An 18,195-nucleotide genomic window follows, 5' to 3' on the forward strand; every position below is an offset into this window, starting at 1 on the left:
CGATAGCTCAGCGCTGGCGGTGGCGCGGCTAGTGGCCCGGCATCCTGTCGATTGCCCACTCTGGCGACGTGCTGGCATCCCGATGGCGCCAAGCACACCGCAACCGCGCCAATCAATGCAATGACCCTTCCGTCATCGCTACCCCAAGCTCCAACTGCGCCCAGTCCATAGCCGACTCTGCAAGATCCGCAATGTGATCGCAGAGGCTTTCAATGCCGCCTAGCAAGTTGGCGCTGATCCACGGTTCCAGCGGCTCCGCGCCGGTGCTCTCGGGTTCCGTCGCGCTATTGCCCACGATCCGGGCGATGGCCCAGATTCCCAGGCAAGCCCGTTCAATCTTCCGAAGATCAACAAATCGAATAGGGACGCTCTCCGGATCATCCGGCGTGGCCCAGCGGTCAAGGGTATAGGAGTGGTCGTTCATCGCGGCTGCCTCTGTCATTAAGCCCGCGCCCCGTTGTCGGTCGGGGCGGGCGAGCACAAGGCCGGGTTGACAGACCGGTGACAAGGGAAACCGGCGCACACGAAGGTGCCCCAGCCAAGGCTCGCCCATGGAGGGACGTACGTCAGCCTACGGACATGAAAACGCCGCTATTGCAGCGGCTGCCCGCCCTTGCTCTTCCGGCTGTCAATCCGGACGATCGTTGTTGCGATCGCAAGATGAGTATGGGCGTGACGCACATTGGCAGCAATGCCAAGGGTGACATTCTCATCCCTATCCGAGACGAGCGTTCAATAAGAAAAAGACCTCGCAAGGTCCTTTTTCAATTCTCAAGCAGCTTCCGGCAGGAAAAACCGATCCTTCAATTCCTGCAACCCGATCCGATCCAGCATCTCCGTCAGCCGGTCCGCCGGCTTCCTGCGCGGCAGATCCTTGTACTGCGCAATGATGAGCTCATTCTTCATCGAATGCTCCCACCCCACCAGCTCCGTCACGCTGACCTGATACCCGTGCGCTTCCAGCTGCAAGCACCGCAGCACGTTCGTGATCTGGCTGCCAAACTCCCGCGTGTGCAGCGGATGCCGCCAGATCTCCGCCAGCGGATCGGCCAGCGCCTTGGCCTTGTTCTTCCTCAGCACCGACGCCACTTCCGCCTGGCAGCAGGGGACGACCACGATGTACTTGGCCTTTTTCTCCAGCGCGAAATGGATCGCGTCGTCGGTGGCGGTGTTGCAGGCGTGCAGGGCCGTGACGACGTCGATGGTCGCGGGCAGTTTGTCGGAGGTGATGGATTCGGCCACCGACAGGTTCAGGAACGACATGCCGCCAAAGCCCAGGCGCTTGGCCAGTTCTTCCGATGACTTGACCAGTTCCTCGCGGGTTTCGATGCCGTAGATGTGCGAGCCGTTCTTCAGCGCGTCCGGCTGTTCCTTGAAGAACAGGTCGTACAGGATGAAGCCCAGGTACGACTTGCCCGCGCCGTGGTCGGCCAGGGTGACGGCGCCGCGCTGTTGCTGGACGTCCTTGAGCAGCGGTTCGATGAACTGGAACAGGTGGTAGACCTGCTTGAGCTTGCGGCGGCTGTCCTGGTTCATCTTGCCGTCGCGGGTCAGGATGTGCAGGGCCTTGAGCAGTTCGATCGACTGGCCGGGGCGGATGTCGTGGGTTTTGTCGGACATGGGGGTAAGGCAATGCGCCCCGCGTGGGGCGGGGCGCATGAATAGGCGGAAAGCGTCATTTTAACGAAAACCGCTGGCTTTCCGTCCGGCTGCCGATAGGGCGGGCCTGCTTGGCGTTCAGCCGCGAGCCGATCGGCCGGTCAGCCGCCGGCGGCCGGCGCGACGGCGGCGCCGTCGATGCCGTGGCGGGCCAGGGCCTGGGCCACGAAGCCGCTGCGTTTCATGTCTTCGACGAAGTCGGTCAGGACGCGCGCCGCCGCTTCGCCGCGCCCGCGCGGCAGGCCCATGGCCTGGCGGATGGTCATGAAGCTGCCGGGCAGCAGGCGCAGGCCGCCCAGACGGCGGGCGTCGGCTTCGAGTTGCTGGCGCACGCCGGCGGCGACGTCGGTGCCGGTCTGCAGGAAGGTGTCGACCACGGTGGGCGAGGTGGCGGCGCGGGTGATGGCGGCGCGTTGCAGTTCGCGGGTCAGGTAGAGGTCGTAGGCGCTGCCCAGGCCGACGGTGACGCGGTGGCGCGGGTCGTCGACCTCGGCGATCTCGCGCAGGGGCGAATCATTGCGCACCAGGTAGGCGCCTTCGATCAGGACGTAGGCGTCGGTGAAGGCGATGCCGGCGGCGCGCTTGGGGTCGATGGCGAAGAAGCCGATGTCGGCGGCGTCCTGGCTGACGGTGTCGACGGCCTTGCCGGCGCTGTCCAGGACGATGAGTTCCAGGGCGACGCCGAGCCGCTGCGCGAAGGCGCGGGCCAGGTCGACGGAGACGCCTACGGGGTCGCCGTTGCCGTCACGGTTGGCCAGGATGGGGTTGCCCAGGTTGATGGTGGCGCGCAGCGCGCCGGTGGGGGTGAAGGCCTGGGCGATGTCGGCGGGGATGTTGGCGGTGCCGGAATGGGCGGGGGCGTCTGAACGGGCGGTAGCGTTGGAAATCGCGGTCATGGTGGTCATGGCAAAGGACGGTGGGAAATTCAAAGGCGGTGGCAGCCAACTCACACGCTGTACCGCCCCGCACCCGGCGCACAGCACAGGTCGATCCGTTGCGGCTCCAGATCGTCCCCGAACCACGCATTGATCGCGGCGCGGCGTTCGCCGACGTAGACCGGCGCGCCATGGGCGTCGAGCTTCATGCCCAAGTCATGTCCCGGCACCAGCAGGGTATCGGGCCGCTTGCGCCACCACTCCCAGATGCGTTCCAGGCTGGCATGGCTGGCGGCGGCGTCGGCGGTGTCGACCACCTGGCCCGAGACCAGCTCGGCGCGGTTCTTGGCCGCATCGCCGGTGAAGAGGATGGGCTGGCGCGGGTCATCGACGTAGAACAGCAGATGGCCTGGGGTATGGCCCGGCGCGGCGATGGCGGTGATGCCGGGCAGGAAGGCGTCGCCGTCGCCGATACGGCGCACGCGGTCCAGCCGGTCGAGTTCGCGCACGTACAGTTCGGGCAGCGGGTTGAAGCCGGGCGGCTGCGCGGCGGCCCATTGCAGTTCCTGCGCGCCGATCCAGACGGTGGCGGTGGGGAACAGCGTGAAGTTGACGGCGTGGTCGTAGTGGGCGTGCGTGAGGACGACGTCGGTGATGTCGGCGGGCGCAACACCGCAGGCGTCCAGGTGGCGGCCGAGCAGGTGGCGCACGCCGAACGCGCCCACGTCCACCAGGATCCTGTGGCGGTCCGAGCGCAGCAGGGTGCTGGTGCTCCAGCCCAGCCCGCCATGGCAGACGGCGCGGCCGGGGTAGCCCTGGATCAGGATGTCGATCTGGTACATGGGGTCACTCCGCGGTGATGTGGGCTTCGCTGATCAGCTGGCGGTAGCGTTGCAGGTCGTCGCGCAGCTGGCGCGTGAATTCTTCGGGCGTGCCGGCGATGATTTCGTTGCCGCCTTCGGTGGCCAGCTTGCGCACCACTTCCGGGTCCTTCACCGCCTGGATCACGGCGTCGTGCAGGGTGGCGATGATGCGCGGATCGGTGCCGGCTGGCGCCAGCAGGCCCTGGAACTGGGTGATGACGAAGTCCTTGTAGCCCAGTTCCTGCATGGTGGGCAGGTCGGGCAGGCTGGAGGCGCGGCGCGGGCCGGTGACGGCGTATGCGCGCAGCTTGCCGGACTGGATGTGCGGGGTGGCGGTGACGGTGGTGTCGAAGGTGAACGACAGTTGCCCGCCCAGCACGTCGGTCAGGGCCTGGGCGTTGCCCTTGTAGGGCACGTGCGTCAGCTGGGTGCCGGTGCGCAGGGCCAGCAGTTCGCCGGCCAGGTGGCCGCCGGCGCCCAGGCCGGCCGAGCCATAGGTGACGGCGCCGGGTTTCTTGCGGGCGGCGGCGAGCAGGTCGTCGATGCTGTGCGCGGGCGATTGCTGCGGCACCACCAGCGCGTACTGGTAGCTGGTGATCTGGCTGATCGGGGCGAAATCCTTCAGCGGGTCATAGGGCGTTTTCTTGTACAGCGACGGGTTGACCACCAGCGGGCCGCTGGCGTCCAGCAGCAGGGTGTAGCCGTCGGGCGCGGCCTTGGCGACGAAGTCGGTGCCGATCATGCCGTTGGCGCCGGGCTTGTTCTCGACCACGATGGTGCCCTTCAGGGTCTTGGCCATGCGGGCCGCGACCACGCGCGCGGTGATGTCGGCCGCGCCGCCGGCCACGTAGGGCACGATCAGGCGGATCGGCTGGCTGGGATAGTCGGCGGCGCCGGCCAGCGGCGCGGCCAGGGCCGCCGCCAGGCCCAGGGTGAGCAGTGTGATGGGCTTCATGTTGTCGGTCTCCTCCGGGATGCCGGCTCAGCCCTGGCCGGCGTGTTGGCGCAGCAGGGCCAGGACGTCCGCGGCCACTTCGATGCCGTGGGCGCGCTGGCGCGCCAGCTTGGCCAGTTCGATCTCGCCGGGCTGGATCACGGGGCGGGCCGGGTTGGCGGCCGGGCTGGCGTGCAGGATGGCGGCGAAGTCGTTCATGCGTTCGGCCAGCCATTGGGTCGAGCCCAGGCGGCGAGTGTCGATCAGCAGGAAGAAGTGGCCCAGGTTTTGCGGTTCGTCGGGCGCGTCGACCCAGGATTTGACGTGGGTGAGGTAGGCGGCGTTGGACAGCAGGCCGGCGAACAGGTCCACCATCAGCGCCAGGCCGTAGCCCTTGTGGCCGCCGATCGGCAGCAGGAAGCCGTCCAGCGCTTGTCTGGGATCGGTGGTCGGTTGGCCCTGGGCGTCGGTGGCCCAGGTGTCGGGGATGGCCTGGCCGGCCTTCAGGGCGTTGCGGATCTTGGCGCGGGCGACCACGCTCATGGCCATGTCGAGCAGGAAGTGGGCGCCGTCCGGGTTCGGCACGGCAAAGCCGATGGGGCTGTTGCCGACGCGCGCGTCGGTGCCGCCCCAGGGGGCGATGGTGGTGGTGGCGTTGCTGCCGATGATGCTGGCGTAGCCGGCCTCGGCGGCGATCAGGCCGTAGGGCGAGATCGGGCCGAAATGGTTGCTCTGGCGGGCGAACGCCAGGCCCACGCCGCATTCGCTGGCAGCCTGCATGGCGGCGCGCAGCGCGTGCATGCCGACCAGCGGGCCGACGCCGTTGTCGCCATCGACCAGGCGCAGCGCGGGGGCAGGGCTGTCCACGCGGATGCGGGCCTGGCGGTTGATGCCGCCGACCTGCAGGCGCTCGCCATACGATTCGATGCGCGACAGGCCGTGGGTGGACAGGCCGAACAGATCGGCCAGCACCAGGATGTCGACCACGTCGACGGCGTCCTGGCGCGGCAGGCCCAGGCCTTCGAAGGCGCGCACGCCCAGCGCGCGCAGTTCGGTTTCCGGGACGAGGGAGGGGGAGCCAGCAGTGGCGGCCATGATGAGCAATCCTTGTGTGAAATAAGAGAGGGGCTTATTCGGCGGAAAGACGGGCGTCTTTCACCACCTTGCTCCAGCGGCGCTCTTCGGCGTCGATGAAGGCGGCGAATTCGGCCGGCCCGGCGCCGGACGGCTCGGCGGCGTCGTGGGCCAGGCGCTGGCGCACGGCGTCGGTCTGCAGGGCGCGCTGGGCGGCGGCCTGCAGGCGCGAGATCGCTTCCTGCGGCGTGCCGGCCGGGGCCAGCAGGCCGAACCATTGCGAGCTTTCGAAGCCGGGATAGCCCTGTTCAGCCACGGTGGGCACGTCCGGCAGGATTGGCAGGCGCTGGGCCGAGCCGACGGCGACGATCTTTATCTTGCCGGCCTGCGCATGCGGCAGCAGGCCAGGGATGCCGGCCGCGGCGGCGTCGATGTTGCCGGCCAGCAGGTCGGTGACCTGGGCGCCGGTGCCCTTGTATGGCACGTGCACCACGTCGATGGCGGCGGCGGTCTTGAGCATTTCGAAGGCCAGGTGGCCGGCGCTGCCGTTGCCGGCCGAGCCGTAGTTCAGGACGCCGGGCCTGGCGCGCGCCAGCGCCACGAATTCGGGCAGGGTGGCAGCGGGCACCTTGGCGCCCACGGCGAACACCATGGGCAGCTTGGCCAGCAGGATGATGGGGGCGAAGTCGCGGCGCGGGTCATACGACAGGTTGGGCATCATGGTCGGGTTCACCGCCAGAGTGCCGACGTGGCCCAGGATCAACGTGTAGCCGTCGGGCCGGGCGCGCGCCGCTTCCACCGTGGCGATGCTGCCCTGGCCGCCGCCCTTGTTCTCGACGATGACCTGCTGGCCCAGGTCGCGCGACATTTCCACGGCGACGGCGCGCGCCACCACGTCGGAACTGCCACCGGGGCCGTAGGGCACCAGCAGGCGGATGGGGCGTTGCGGCCAGGCGTCGGCGTGGGCCGAGAAGGGGGCGGACGACAACAAGGGGGCGGCGGCCAGCGCCAGCGCGGTGCGCAGGCAGGCTCTCCGTAACGGCTTCATGGGCGGGTCTCCTGTTCAGGCCGCTATTGGTTGCGGCTGGGAGACATCGTGCCCCGCGTCCGGAATCGAGTAAAGTGCAAAAATTCGTTCAATTCTTGATGAAAACGCATGAATTTCGATCTAGCCGATTTGCGCGCCTTTCTGGCGGTGGCCGATCTGGGCAGTTTCCGCGCGGCGTCCGAGGCGCTGCACCTGTCGCAGTCGGCGCTGTCGCGCCGCGTGGACAAGCTGGAGGCGGCGCTGGGCGTGCAGCTGATGACGCGCACCACGCGCAAGGTCGAGCTGACCACCATCGGCCGTGGCTTCGTGCCGCGCGCCCGCAGCGTGCTGAACGAGCTGGAGAGCGCGCTGGTCGGCATCCGTGACGTGGCCGAGCGGCTGTCGGGCATGGTGACGATTGCCTGCGTGCCGTCGGCGGTGGCGTATTTTTTGCCGGATGTGATCCGCGAATACCACGCCAGCTATCCGCGCATCCGCATCCGCATCATCGACGAGTCGTCCTCGCAGGTGCTGACGGCGGTGGCGCGCGGCGACGCGGATTTCGGGCTGACCTACATCGGCGCCAATGACGCGGAGATCGAGTTCAAGCCGCTGCTGGAGGAGCCGTTCGTGGCGGCGGTGAGCCGCAAGCATCCGCTGGCCAAACGCAAGTCGGTGGATTGGGCCGACCTGGAGGCGCATCCGTACATCACCCTGGCGCAGGGCAGCGGCAACCGTTTCCTGATGGACCAGGCGCTGGTGCACAGCGGCAGCCGGCCGCGCCATTTCTGCGAGGTGCAGCACGTGCCGGCGCTGGTCAGCATGGTGGAGGCGGGCCTGGGCGTGGGCGTGGTGCCGCGCCTGGCGATGCCGGATGAGGACCACGGCACGCTGGTCAGCGTGCCGCTGCGCAATCCCGCCGTGAGCCGCACGATCGGGCTGATCCATCCGCGCGGCAAGACCTTGAATCCGGTGGCGCGGCTGTTCTACGACCTGCTGGCGCAACGGGTGGAGGCGCGGCAGAAGTAGGCGGCGCGCGGTTCAAGCGGGACGCCGCTGCATTGTCGATCGCTCGCGGATGGCGGGCATCAACAGCGGGCGTCAACCGCGAGCCGAAAAGCAAACAGGCCGCGAAAACGCGGCCTGTCCAGGTACGACTCGGCGCGGTTCGCGCGCGATCGTCAGACCTGCACGACCACCGGCTCGCCCAGGTTCAGCATCAACCGGTTGGCCCACGCGAAGATCGCGTCCGAATGCAGCAGGTCCAGCACTTCGCCGTCGCTCAGGCCCACGTCCTTCAACGCCTGGATGCTGGCCGCATCGACCGAGGCCGGCGCGTCCGTGATCTGGATCGAGAACTTGCCGATCGCCAGTTCGCGCGCGGTGGTGCCGGCGGTGGCCGGGTCCTCGAACACCTGCGCGATCACGTCATTGCGCTTGGCCAGTTGTTCGAAGCGCTGCGCGTGCACCGACGCGCAGTAGACGCAGCCGTTGACGCGCGACACCACGGTCGCGCCCAGCTCGCGCTCGGCGCGCGACAGGCCGCCGGGCGCGTACATGATGGCGTTGAACGCGGTGGAGCGCTGGCGCAGGATCTCGGGCTGGTGCACCAGGAACAGGTAGTAATCCGAGACCTTGGCCTTGGGGTGGCTTTCTTCCAGCACCGCGATCTGCTCGGGCGTGGCGCTGTCGACCTGGACCACGTCGAGCCACGCCTTCCACTCCAGCACTTCGTTGGTGAAGCCGTGGGCCTTGATGACGGCGCCCGGTTCGGTGGCGGCGGTGTTGGCCGGGAAGGGCGCGGGCGGGGCGCCGGCCGCGGCGGGCTTGGCTGCCAGCGCCTGCATGGCTTGCAGGCCGGCGACCAGGCGCACCTGGTACGACAGGAACGCCACCAGTTGCGACAGCGTGACCACGGCAGGCGTGGAGACGCCGGCGGCCGGCAGGGTCTTGAGCGCGGCTTCGTCGCCTTCGACGGGCTTTTCGATCAGCTTGCGGGTGAACTCCAGGATCGCGGCCAGGCGCGGGTCGGCGGCGTCCGCCGGCTTGCCGGACTCGGCCACCTGGATGTCGGCGGCGCTGGCGCCGGCCTCGACCAGGCGCTGGCGGTAGTGCGCGGCCAGCGCCGGCGACGGCGTCAGGCGCGCGGCGTACAGCGCGACCAGCAGGCGCTCGGCCAGCGTCAGGCCGGGCAGGGCCGGGTCGAACAGGGCGTCGTAGCTGCCCTGGGTGGCGGCGGCGACCTTGTCGCGCTGGTGGCGCACGGCGTAGGCGGCGCTGTCGGCCTTCAGGCCGACGAACTGGTCCACCAGGTCGCGGGCGGCGTCATAGACGATGGGTGCTTGTGCCATTGGGAAAGTCTCCTTGGATGTCGTTCAACCGGCGTTGCCGGGCGTGGCGGCCGCGCCGGCCTGGGCGCGATCCGCGGACGGCGCGGCCTGGCCGCGCGCCTTGACCGCGGCGTCCAGGAACTTCAGCACGCCTTCCCAGGACTCCTGGTCGGCGCGCGCGTTGTCCTTGGGGTTGCCGCCGCTGGTGCTGATCTTGCCGGACACGGGGTGGGCGTAGACCAGCTGGGTGGTGGGCACGTAGGGGAACAGGATCGAGTGGCCGCCGTTCTCGTAGTCCAGCCATTGGACGGGATACGGATGCCGCACCTCGGCCAGCTTGTCCTGCACCATCTTCGAATACAGGCTGGACGGCCACGAGCCGTCGTCGGTGGCCGACAGCAGCATCACCGGGCCCTGGATGTCCTCGACCTTGATGCGGGCGCGGGCCACGGCGTCGGGGTCCTGCAGCGCGGTGAGGATGGCTTTTTCGTGACGATGCGGCGAGGGGCCTTCGTCGAACGGCGCCCAGGTGGCGGTGCGGTTGTTTTCCCAGACGTGCGGCAGGGGCTTGCCGCCCAGCAGCCAGGTCGGGCCTTCGCGGCCGATCTTGGGGTCGCAGGCGTTCTGGCCGCTGTGGACCACGGCGCCGGGCACGTAGGCCACGACCGCCGAGACTTCCGCGGGGAAGGTGGCGCCCAGCAGCAGCACCAGTTCGCCGCCGCGCGACTGGCCACTGATGGCGACGAAGTCGTGCTTGGGCTGGACCTTCTTGCGCAGCCAGCGCAGGCCGGTCTGGAAGTACTCCAGCGGCGTGTTGGAGATGTAGTCCGACAGGCCCGGCGCCTTGAAGTAGGCCAGCGCGAAGGCGGCGTAGCCGCGCGACGCGTACAGCGCGGCGCGCGGTTCGTTGATGCCGCCGCCCGAGCCGTTCAGGATCAGCACGGCGGGATGCGAGCCCGGCGTGGCGCCGGGCGGCAGGTAGAGCGTGCCGACCAGGCCTTCCTCGCGCACTTCCTGGCGGGTGACGCCGTCGGCAGCCAGACGCTGGGTGAAGCGGGCGATGCTCTGCGCGCCGGCGGCGCGCGCCACGACTTCGGTGACCAGCGCCTCGGTGACCGGGTGGTTGAAGTGCTCGCGGCTGGGCGAGTCCACGGGTGACTGCGACCAGATCAGGCCCATGGGCGAGACGCCGCCGTAGTCGCCGGAGACGGGCGCGTCGCGGCTCAGGTCGACCACGCCGTCCTCGCCCGCGACGAAGGCGGCCTGGCTTTGCCAGAGCACGCCGTTGCGGCGGGTGAGGGCGGTGATCTCCACCGTCTGGCCGGGCGCGACGTGCTCCACCCGGATGTGGCGGGGCACGTCGATGAGCGCGTCGGCGGGTTGGATGCTCAGGGTAGGAACCATGATGCGTGCCTTATTTGCCGGAGTCCTTGGTGACCATCATGGCGGCGGTGCGGTCGCTGGTCATCGGGGTGACCTTCAGGCCCTTCTTGGCGGCCCAGATGTTCTTGTAGTGGTACAGCGGAATGATGCCGACGTCATCGGACACGATCTTGACCGAGTCGCGCAGGATGGCTTCACGCTTGGCCACGTCGAATTCCGAGGTGGACTGGTCCAGCGCGGCGTCGACCTTGGCGTTGCTGTAGTGGCCCCAGTTGGAGGCGCCCAGGCCCTTCTTGGCGTCGACGGTGGCCAGGATGTTGACCAGCGCGTAGCTGGCTTCGCCCGTGCCGTTGCCCCAGGCCAGCATGCTGACCGCGAATTCGTTCTTGTTGGCGCGGCCCGAGTAGACGGCCCACGGCACCACTTCCACTTGCGTCTTGACGCCGATGCGGGTCCAGAACTGTGCCACCGCCTGGGCCGTTTCCGGGCCTTGCGGGTAGCGGTCGTTGGGCACGTGCATGGTCAGCTTGAAGCCGTCGGGGAAACCGGCTTCGGCCAGCAGCTTCTTGGCCTTCTCGACGTCGTTGGGGATGTCCTTGACGTCGGGGTTGTAGCCGAAGGTGCCCTTGGGCATCCACTGGTTGGCTTCGGTGGCGGCGCCCTGCAGGATGCGGTCGGCGATGGCCTTGCGGTTGATCGCCAGGTTCAGCGCCTGGCGCACGCGCACGTCCAGCAGCGGGTTCTTGTCCAGCGGCTTGCCGTTGTTGTCGGTGATGTACTGGTTGGGCGCGGGGTTGAAGCTGGGCTGCAGGATCATGACGCGCAGGCCATCGTACGGGTAGACCGAGATGTTGGCGGCCTTCTGCAGCTTGGCCAGGTCGGACACCGAGACCTTGTCGATCACGTCGACGTCGCCGGCCAGCAGCGCGGCGGTGCGGGCGGCGGCGTTGTTGATGTAGCGGTAGTTGACCTTGTCCCAGGTGGCCTTCTCGCCCCAGTAGCCGTCGTTGCGTTCCATGATGACGCGGTCGCCGGGGGTGTAGGACACGAACTTGTAGGGGCCGGTGCCGACCATGGCCTTGCCCGAGTTGTAGTCTTCGGTGGTGGACTTCTCGCCGACGTGCTTGCTGACCACGTGCACCGACGCCAGGTTCAGCGGCAGGTCGGGGTTCGGGGCCTTGGTCTTGACGATCAGGGTCAGCGGGTCCTTGGCGGTCATCGTGTCGATGGTGCGCAGGTAGCCGGCGTAGGTGGCGACGCTGCCGGGCACGGCGCGGGCGCGGGTGTACGAGTAGATCAGGTCGTCGGCGGTGAACGGCGTGCCGTCCTGCCACTTGACGCCTTCGCGCAGCTTGAATTCCCAGGTGGTGCTGTCCAGCGGCTTCCAGCTCACGGCCAGGCCGGGCTGCAGCTTGTTCCACTTGTTCTCGATCAGCAGGTCCCAGAAGTGCAGGGCCACCGAGCGGTCGCCGGCGTGGTTGTTCAGTTGCGGGTCGAGCGAGGACAGCGGATCGGCAAAGCCGATCGACAGGTTGTCGGCCGAGGCCGCGGCGGACGCGCCCAGGATGGCGGCGGTCAGGGTCGAGAGAATCAGGCGTTTCATGTTCGGGGTCCTTGGTGAGGGGGAACTTCTTTCAGGCCATGTCGTTCAGGTGACAGGCGCTCAGGTGGTTGATGGCGATTCCCTTCAGGGTGGGAACCTCGGTTTTGCAGCGCGCCATCGCATGCGGACAGCGCGGGTGGAAGTGGCAGCCGCCGGGCGGGTTGAGCGGGCTGGGAATCTCTCCCTTGATGGCGGTGAAGGTCTTGTGGCGCGATTTCAGGTTGGGGATCTCGGCCAGCAGCGCCTGGGTGTACGGATGGTTGGGGCGGCGGAAGACCTCGTCCACCGGCGCCGTCTCGACCACGCGGCCCAGGTACATGATGACCACGCGGTCCGACAGGTGCTCGACCACGCCCAGGTCATGGCTGATGAACAGGTACGTCAGGTTGAGCTGTTCGCGCAGGTCCATGAACAGGTTCAGGATCTGCGCCTGGATCGACACGTCCAGCGCGGCCACGGCCTCGTCGCACACCAGCATCGACGGCTGCACCGCCAGGGCGCGGGCGATGCCGATGCGCTGGCGCTGGCCGCCGCTGAACTGGTGCGGGTAGCGCTGGCGCAGGGCCGGATCGAGGCCGGCGCGCTGTAGCTGGGCGCTGACGTAGTCGTCGAAGTCGCCGTTGCCGACCAGGCCGTGGATGCGCGCCGCTTCGCCGACGATCTCGTCCACGCGCAGCCGCGGGTTCAGGCTGGCATACGGGTCCTGGAAGATCATCTGCACCTTCAGGCGCGCGGCGTGGGCCTGGGCCGGCGTCATGTCGGCGGGGCGCAGGCCGTTGATCAGCACCTCGCCGCCGGACGGCGTCAGCAGGCCGGCCGCGATGCGGCCCAGCGTGGACTTGCCGCAGCCGGACTCGCCGACCAGGCCGACCACTTCGCCGGGGCGCACCACCAGGTCCACATGATCGACGGCGCGGGTGATGGCGGGCGGCTTGGACAGGCCCAGGCGCTGCAAGGCGCGGCCGGCGGCGCCGACGGGGCGTTCGCCAAAGCGCTTGCTGACCTGGCGCAGGTCGATGAGCGGGGTGGCGCCGTCGCGGGTGTCCGGAATCGTCGTCTGGCTCATGCCGTCACCTCGCCCAGTTGGCGCGACGGATGAAAGCAGCGCACCTGATGGCCGGGCAGTACGTCGGTGATGGCGGGCTGCTGGCCGCATTGCGCCGTGGCGCGCGAACAGCGCGCCGCGAAGGCACAGCCGGCGGGCAGGGTGAGCAGGTTGGGTGTCATGCCGGGAATCTGGCGCAGGCGTTGGCCGCGCTGGTTGTTGCTGGGCAGGCTGTCGATCAGGCCCACCGTGTAGGGATGCTGCGGACGGTCGAGCACGTCGTCGACCTTGCCGTGTTCGACGATGCGGCCGGCGTACATCACCGCCACGTCGTCGGCCAGACCCGCCACCACCGACAGGTCGTGGGTGATCCAGATGAGGCTGGTGCCGTGTTGCTGCGCCAGCTTCTGCACTTCGGACAGGATCTGCGCCTGGATGGTGACGTCCAGCGCCGTGGTCGGCTCGTCGGCGATGATGAGGTCGGGCCGGTGCAGCATGGCGATGGCGATCGCCACGCGCTGGCGCATGCCGCCGGACAACTGGTGCGGATACGCCAGCAGCCGTTCTTCCGGGCTGGGAATGCCCATCATGCCGAGCGTGTCGCGGGCCAACTCGCGCGCCTGCGCCTTGCTCATGTTGTTGTGGGCGCGCACCGTTTCGATCATCTGCACGTCGACCCGCAGCACCGGGTTCAACGTCATCATCGGATCCTGGAAGATCATGGCGATGCGGTTGCCCTGCAGCTTGCGCAGTTCGCGCGGGGCCAGCCGGGTCAGGTCGCGGCCCTGGAACAGCACCTGGCCGCCAACCACGCGGCCCGGGGCGTCCACCAGGCCCATGATCGAAAAGCCGGTGACGGATTTGCCCGAGCCGGACTCGCCGACCAGACCCAGGATCTTGCCGCGCTCCAGCGTGAACGACACGTCGTCCACGGCGGGCAGGGTGCCGGCGCGGGTGAAGAAGTGGGTGCGCAGGTTGCGCACTTCCAGGGTCGGCACGTTGGCGGCGGCCGGCGCCGCGACGGGACGGGCGGCGCTCATTTGTGGGTCCTCGGGTTCAGCACGTCGCGCAGGCGGTCGCCCACCAGGTTGATGGCGACGATAGTGACCAGCAGCGCGATGCCGGGGTAGAAACTGATCCAGTATTCGCCGGACAGCATGTATTGGAAGCCGTTGGAGATCAGCAGCCCCAGCGACGGTTCGGTCACGGGCACGCCCAGGCCCAGGAAGCTCAGCGTGGCTTCGAGCGTGATGGCGCGCGCGATCTGCAGGGTGCCGATGACGATCAGCGGCGGCAGGCAGTTGGGCAGGATGTGCTTGAGCATAATCCGCCAGTTCGGGATGTCCAGGCAGCGCGCCGCCTCGACGTACTCGCGGCGGCGCTCGACCAGGGCCTGGCCGCGCGCGGTGCGGGCGTAGTAGGCCCATTCCAGGATCACCAGCGTCAGCACCACGTTGCCCACGCCCTTGCCCAGGTAGGCCAGGATCATCATGGCCACCAGGATCGACGGGAACGACAGGATCAGGTCGACCAGCCGCATGATCAGCGCATCGACCTTGCCGCCGGCGTAGGCCGCCAGCAGGCCCAGCAGCGTGCCGATGATGCCGGCGATCAGCGCCGAGCCCACGCCCACCATCAGGCTGATGCGCAGGCCGTACAGGATGCCCGACAGCAGGTCGCGGCCCTGGCCGTCGGTGCCGAGCCAGTAGTGGAAGGTGTTCAGGCCGTTCATCGTGCCCGGCGCCAGGCGCGCGTCCAGCACGTCGATCTGCAGCAGGTCGTAGGGGTTCTGCGGCGAGATCCACGGCGCCAGGATGGCGGCCAGGATCAGCAGGGTGGCGATCACCAGCCCGAACACCGCCGTCTTGGACGACAGGAATTCCAGCAGGTTGCGGCGCCAGGGCGATTCGCGCTTGAGCACGGGCGCGGCGGGTGTGGCGTTTTGCATGGCATTTGCCTGGGGAGTGTTCGGAGCGCTCATGCCGAGGCCTCCAGCCGCACCCGCGGGTCCAGCACTTTGTACAGGATGTCGACGATCAGGTTGAGCGTCACGAACAGGCACACCACCACGATCAGGTAGGCCACGATCACCGGGCGGTCCAGCGCGTTCAGGCTGTCCAGGATCAGCTTGCCGGCGCCGGGCCAGGCGAAGATGCTTTCGGTGATGACGGCAAAGGCGATGGTCGAGCCCAGCTCCAGGCCCAGCACCGTCACCAGCGGGATCATGGTGTTGCGCAGCACGTGCACACAGACCACCCGGAACGGCGACAGGCCCTTGGCGCGGGCGAACTTGACGAAGTCCAGCGGCATCACGTCGCGCACGCCGGCGCGGGTCAGGCGGATCACCAGCGAGATCTTGAACAGCGACAGGTTCAGCGCCGGCAGGATCAGGTGGCGCCAGCCGTCGGCCGTCAGCCACGACCACTGGAAGCCCAGGAATTCCACCGTCTGGCCGCGGCCGCTGGCTGGCAGCCAGCCCAGCGACACGCTGAAGGTCATGATCAGCATCAGCGCGACCCAGAAGGTCGGCAGCGAGAAGCCGACGATGCTGCCCGCCATCACCAGCTTGGAGAAGCGGCTGTCGGGATACAGCCCGGCCAACAGGCCCAGCGGCAGCCCGATGATCACCGCCAGCAGCAGCGCGGCGATGGCCAGTTCCAGGGTCGCCGGCAGGCGCTGGATCACCAGCTCGACGGCGGGGATGTTGTAGACGAAGCTGTTGCCCAGGTTGCCGTGCAGCGCCCCGTTCAGAAAGCCCAGGTACTGTTGCCACAGGGGCTTGTCCAGCCCCAGTTCGGCGATGATGCGGGCGCGGTCGACCTGGTCGACGTCCTGGCCGATCAGGATGTCGACCGGGTTGCCGATGGCGTGCAGCCCGACGAAGACGATCAGCGTCATCAGGAACACGACCACCGCGGCTTGCGCCACGCGGCGGAGCAGCCAGCCGGTCATTGCGCGGTCTCCGCTTGCCGGGCCGCGCCGGGCGCCGGGGCCGGCGTCCATTCGTCGCCGAACACCTCGGGTTCCGCGAACGCTTCCATGTTGGCGTAGTGCGTCGCCACGTCCTCGCGGTAGAACAGGCCGGCGATGCCTTGCGCCAGGCGCTTGGCGCCTTCGCTGATGGCCGGGATATCGCCCGACACGGTGCCGTGCGTCAGCGCGGCCGGGTACGAGAAGCAGTGCACCCGGTCCAGGCCGGGACAGGCGCCCGAGGTTTTTTCCTGCAGCTCGAAGGCCGCGCCCAGGTCGGGCGAGTCATGCAGTTCCTGGTCTTGCTCGCCAGCGGCGGGGGTGTAGCGGTCGCCCCAGGCGCGCACGTGCGGCGCCAGCGCGGCGAATTCCGGACGCACGGTCCAGTCGATGCGGAAGCCGGTCGAGAACACCAGGAAGTCCAGCGTGAAGACGCCCTTGGGCGTGGTGACGCGGATCGCGTCATCCACCAGCGCCAGGTCCTGCACGCCACAGCCCAGGTTGAAGCGGGCGTTCGGGTGGCGCGACACGCGCAGCGTGCTGCCGCGCGGCGGCGGCACCTGGGCGGCGTTGATGTAGTGGCGGATCTTCCACTTCCAGTCGTCGGGCAGGTTCAGGTGGCCGTGGGTCAGGCCGGGGTTGCCGGCGCCCTTGCCCTTGTTGATGCGCGGGATGTCGTTGCGGCGGATCAGCAGGTCGACGCTGGCCGCGCCCGCTTCCAGCGCGGTGGCGGCGCTGTCCATGGCCGACGCGCCCGCGCCCACCACGCCGACGCGCTTGCCGGCCAGGGTGGCGTAGTCCAGCACGTCCGACGAATGGGCCCAGCGGTCGCGCGGCAGCTTGCGCGCGAAGTCCGGCACGTAGGCGCCGCCCAGGCCGTCGCGGCCGGTGGCCAGCACCACGCGGCGCGCCAGCACGGTCTGGCGGCCGGCGGGCGCTTCGATGTCCAGCTGCACCAGCTGGTCGGCGCGCGGCAGCACGGCCAGCACGCGGTGCTGGTTGCGCACGTCCAGGTTCAGCACGCGGCGGTACCAGCGCAGGTAGTCCATCCACTGCAGGCGCGGGATCTTGTCCAGCGCGTCCCAGGCTTCGCCGCCGAACTGCGCCTCGAACCAGGCGCGGAAAGTCAGCGCCGGCAGGCCCAGCGCCGGGCCGGTCAGCTGCTTGGGCGAGCGCAGGGTTTCCATGCGCGCGGTGGTGGCCCACGGGCCTTCATAGCCTTCGGGCGACTGGTCGAAGATCGGCGCGATGATGCCCAGGTGCGTCAGCGACGCGGCCGCGGCCAGGCCGGCCATGCCGCCGCCGATGATGGCCACGTCCAGCACCGGCTGGCCGTCGACCAGGCGCGGCGTGACCCAGGGCTTGGCGGGGATTTCCAGCCAGGACAAATCCTGGCGCAGGCGCGCTTCCAGCGCGGCCAGGCCTTGCGGGGCGGGAGCGAGGGGTTGGTTCATGCGGGCGTATCCGTAAGAGGGGCGTCATCGCCGTAGATCGACTGCAGCAGCGCGCCGTGCTGGCAGGCGTCGTGCAGCACGAAGCCGGGCAGCAACTGCGCGGCGGCCTGCGCCAGGGCATCGGCCATGGCCTGGCAGGCCGGCGTCAGGGGCTGCGACTGCGAGGTGATGACCCCGAAGAAAAAGGGAATGTCCAGGTCGATCGGGCGGATCGCCACGCCCGCCATCGGCGCGCCGTAGGCGGTAATGGGTTCCAGCACCGATACGCCCAGGCCGGCGCGCACGGCGGCCAGGGCGTTGACGGACGAATTGGTTTCGATGGCGCCGGCGGCATGGCCCAGCGCCGCGTCCAGCCGGCGGCGCAGGCGGTAGGGATTGGCCATGGTGATGACGCGGCGCCCGGCCAGCTCGGCCACCGGCACCACCTCATGGCGCGCGGCCGGATCGTTTTCGGGCAGCGCCACCACACAGGGCGCCTGGCCGATCCAGTGCACGGTCAGGCCGCGATGCTCCAGCGGCAGGCTGGTCGCGCCCAGTTGCGCCGCGCCGCTCAGGACGGCGTGCACCACGCGCTCGGGCGAGGCGCTGCGCAGTTCGATGCGGGGGGCGAGGTTGGCGTGCGGCTCGATGCGCTTGAGCGCGTCCGGCACCAGCCCGGCGGCCAGCGCCGAGGTGGCCGCCAGCAACAGCGGCTGGGCCTGGCCGCGGGCGATTTCCTCGGCCCGGTCGCGGATCTGGCGCAGGCTGGACAGGGCACGTTCGACGTCGTCATAGAGCAGGAAACCCTGCTCGGTCGGCGTCACGCGCGGCCCGCTGCGGGCGAACAGGGCATAGCCGATCTCGGCCTCCAGTTCCTGCAGCAGGCGGCTGATCGCGGGTTGCGAGCGGCCAAGCAGACGCCCGGCAGCGGTGACGCTGCCCGTGGACATGACGGCCGCGAAGGCCTCGAGTTGACGAAGTTCCATCTGTCTTGCTTTA

The 18,195-nt window shown here is 68.9% G+C and carries 17 protein-coding genes; 1 reads left to right on the forward strand and 16 read right to left on the reverse strand.

The window, feature by feature from the left end:
- Positions 1-112: 112 nt before the first annotated feature.
- The 7 genes from I6I07_RS20745 to I6I07_RS20775 form a co-directional block, all read right to left on the reverse strand.
- The gene (locus I6I07_RS20745) at positions 113-424 is read right to left on the reverse strand and encodes a hypothetical protein (RefSeq protein WP_198483515.1); all 312 of its coding nucleotides are present in this window, start codon (positions 422-424) and stop codon (positions 113-115) included.
- Between the two features lie 347 nt (positions 425-771).
- Complete coding sequence (locus tag I6I07_RS20750; protein WP_198483516.1) at positions 772-1,620, reverse strand: class I SAM-dependent methyltransferase; 849 nt, start codon at positions 1,618-1,620, stop codon at positions 772-774.
- Positions 1,621-1,760: 140 nt separating this feature from the next.
- Complete coding sequence (locus tag I6I07_RS20755) at positions 1,761-2,555, reverse strand: ABC transporter substrate-binding protein (RefSeq protein WP_198487613.1); 795 nt, start codon at positions 2,553-2,555, stop codon at positions 1,761-1,763.
- A 50-nt stretch (positions 2,556-2,605) separates the two neighbouring features.
- Positions 2,606-3,376, reverse strand: a complete 771-nt coding sequence (locus I6I07_RS20760; protein ID WP_198483517.1) for an MBL fold metallo-hydrolase — start codon at positions 3,374-3,376, stop codon at positions 2,606-2,608.
- A gap of 4 nt (positions 3,377-3,380) precedes the next feature.
- Complete coding sequence (locus I6I07_RS20765) at positions 3,381-4,352, reverse strand: Bug family tripartite tricarboxylate transporter substrate binding protein (protein WP_198483518.1); 972 nt, start codon at positions 4,350-4,352, stop codon at positions 3,381-3,383.
- A 27-nt stretch (positions 4,353-4,379) separates the two neighbouring features.
- The gene (locus tag I6I07_RS20770) at positions 4,380-5,426 is read right to left on the reverse strand and encodes an Ldh family oxidoreductase (RefSeq protein WP_198483519.1); all 1,047 of its coding nucleotides are present in this window, start codon (positions 5,424-5,426) and stop codon (positions 4,380-4,382) included.
- A gap of 34 nt (positions 5,427-5,460) precedes the next feature.
- Positions 5,461-6,453 carry a Bug family tripartite tricarboxylate transporter substrate binding protein gene (locus tag I6I07_RS20775; protein ID WP_198483520.1) on the reverse strand — a complete coding sequence of 331 codons (993 nt, stop codon included), beginning with the start codon at positions 6,451-6,453 and terminating at the stop codon, positions 5,461-5,463.
- Positions 6,454-6,561: 108 nt separating this feature from the next.
- Between I6I07_RS20775 and I6I07_RS20780 the strand changes: the two genes are divergently transcribed.
- A complete protein-coding gene (locus I6I07_RS20780; protein WP_049054069.1) occupies positions 6,562-7,461 on the forward strand; it encodes a LysR family transcriptional regulator in 900 nt (299 codons plus the stop codon).
- A 152-nt stretch (positions 7,462-7,613) separates the two neighbouring features.
- Here I6I07_RS20780 and I6I07_RS20785 read toward each other — a convergent pair whose 3' ends face one another.
- From I6I07_RS20785 to I6I07_RS20825, 9 genes are read right to left on the reverse strand one after another with little or no spacing between them, the layout of a single operon-like run.
- Complete coding sequence (locus I6I07_RS20785; protein ID WP_198483521.1) at positions 7,614-8,783, reverse strand: CMD domain protein; 1,170 nt, start codon at positions 8,781-8,783, stop codon at positions 7,614-7,616.
- A 24-nt stretch (positions 8,784-8,807) separates the two neighbouring features.
- Positions 8,808-10,166 carry an acyl-CoA thioester hydrolase/BAAT C-terminal domain-containing protein gene (locus tag I6I07_RS20790; RefSeq protein ID WP_198483522.1) on the reverse strand — a complete coding sequence of 453 codons (1,359 nt, stop codon included), beginning with the start codon at positions 10,164-10,166 and terminating at the stop codon, positions 8,808-8,810.
- Positions 10,167-10,176: 10 nt separating this feature from the next.
- Positions 10,177-11,748: an ABC transporter substrate-binding protein gene (locus I6I07_RS20795; protein ID WP_180189425.1), complete on the reverse strand. Its 1,572-nt coding sequence runs from the start codon at positions 11,746-11,748 to the stop codon at positions 10,177-10,179.
- Positions 11,749-11,779: 31 nt separating this feature from the next.
- Positions 11,780-12,814: an ABC transporter ATP-binding protein gene (locus I6I07_RS20800; protein WP_198483523.1), complete on the reverse strand. Its 1,035-nt coding sequence runs from the start codon at positions 12,812-12,814 to the stop codon at positions 11,780-11,782.
- A complete protein-coding gene (locus I6I07_RS20805) occupies positions 12,811-13,833 on the reverse strand; it encodes an ABC transporter ATP-binding protein (RefSeq protein WP_198483524.1) in 1,023 nt (340 codons plus the stop codon). The genes I6I07_RS20800 and I6I07_RS20805 overlap by 4 nt, the downstream gene beginning before the upstream one ends.
- Positions 13,830-14,741 (reverse strand): ABC transporter permease, encoded by a 912-nt coding sequence (locus I6I07_RS20810; RefSeq protein WP_420094513.1) that lies wholly within the window; start codon positions 14,739-14,741, stop codon positions 13,830-13,832. Before I6I07_RS20810 ends, I6I07_RS20805 begins: the two co-directional genes overlap by 4 nt.
- Before the next feature lie 29 nt (positions 14,742-14,770).
- Positions 14,771-15,745, reverse strand: a complete 975-nt coding sequence (locus I6I07_RS20815; protein WP_054415963.1) for an ABC transporter permease — start codon at positions 15,743-15,745, stop codon at positions 14,771-14,773.
- Positions 15,742-17,217 carry a flavin-containing monooxygenase gene (locus I6I07_RS20820; protein WP_198483526.1) on the reverse strand — a complete coding sequence of 492 codons (1,476 nt, stop codon included), beginning with the start codon at positions 17,215-17,217 and terminating at the stop codon, positions 15,742-15,744. The genes I6I07_RS20815 and I6I07_RS20820 overlap by 4 nt, the downstream gene beginning before the upstream one ends.
- Positions 17,214-18,182 (reverse strand): LysR family transcriptional regulator, encoded by a 969-nt coding sequence (locus tag I6I07_RS20825; protein WP_024069308.1) that lies wholly within the window; start codon positions 18,180-18,182, stop codon positions 17,214-17,216. Before I6I07_RS20825 ends, I6I07_RS20820 begins: the two co-directional genes overlap by 4 nt.
- Positions 18,183-18,195 lie beyond the last annotated feature (13 nt).

The organism is Achromobacter deleyi (assembly GCF_016127315.1).
Lineage (GTDB): Bacteria > Pseudomonadota > Gammaproteobacteria > Burkholderiales > Burkholderiaceae_B > Achromobacter > Achromobacter insuavis_A.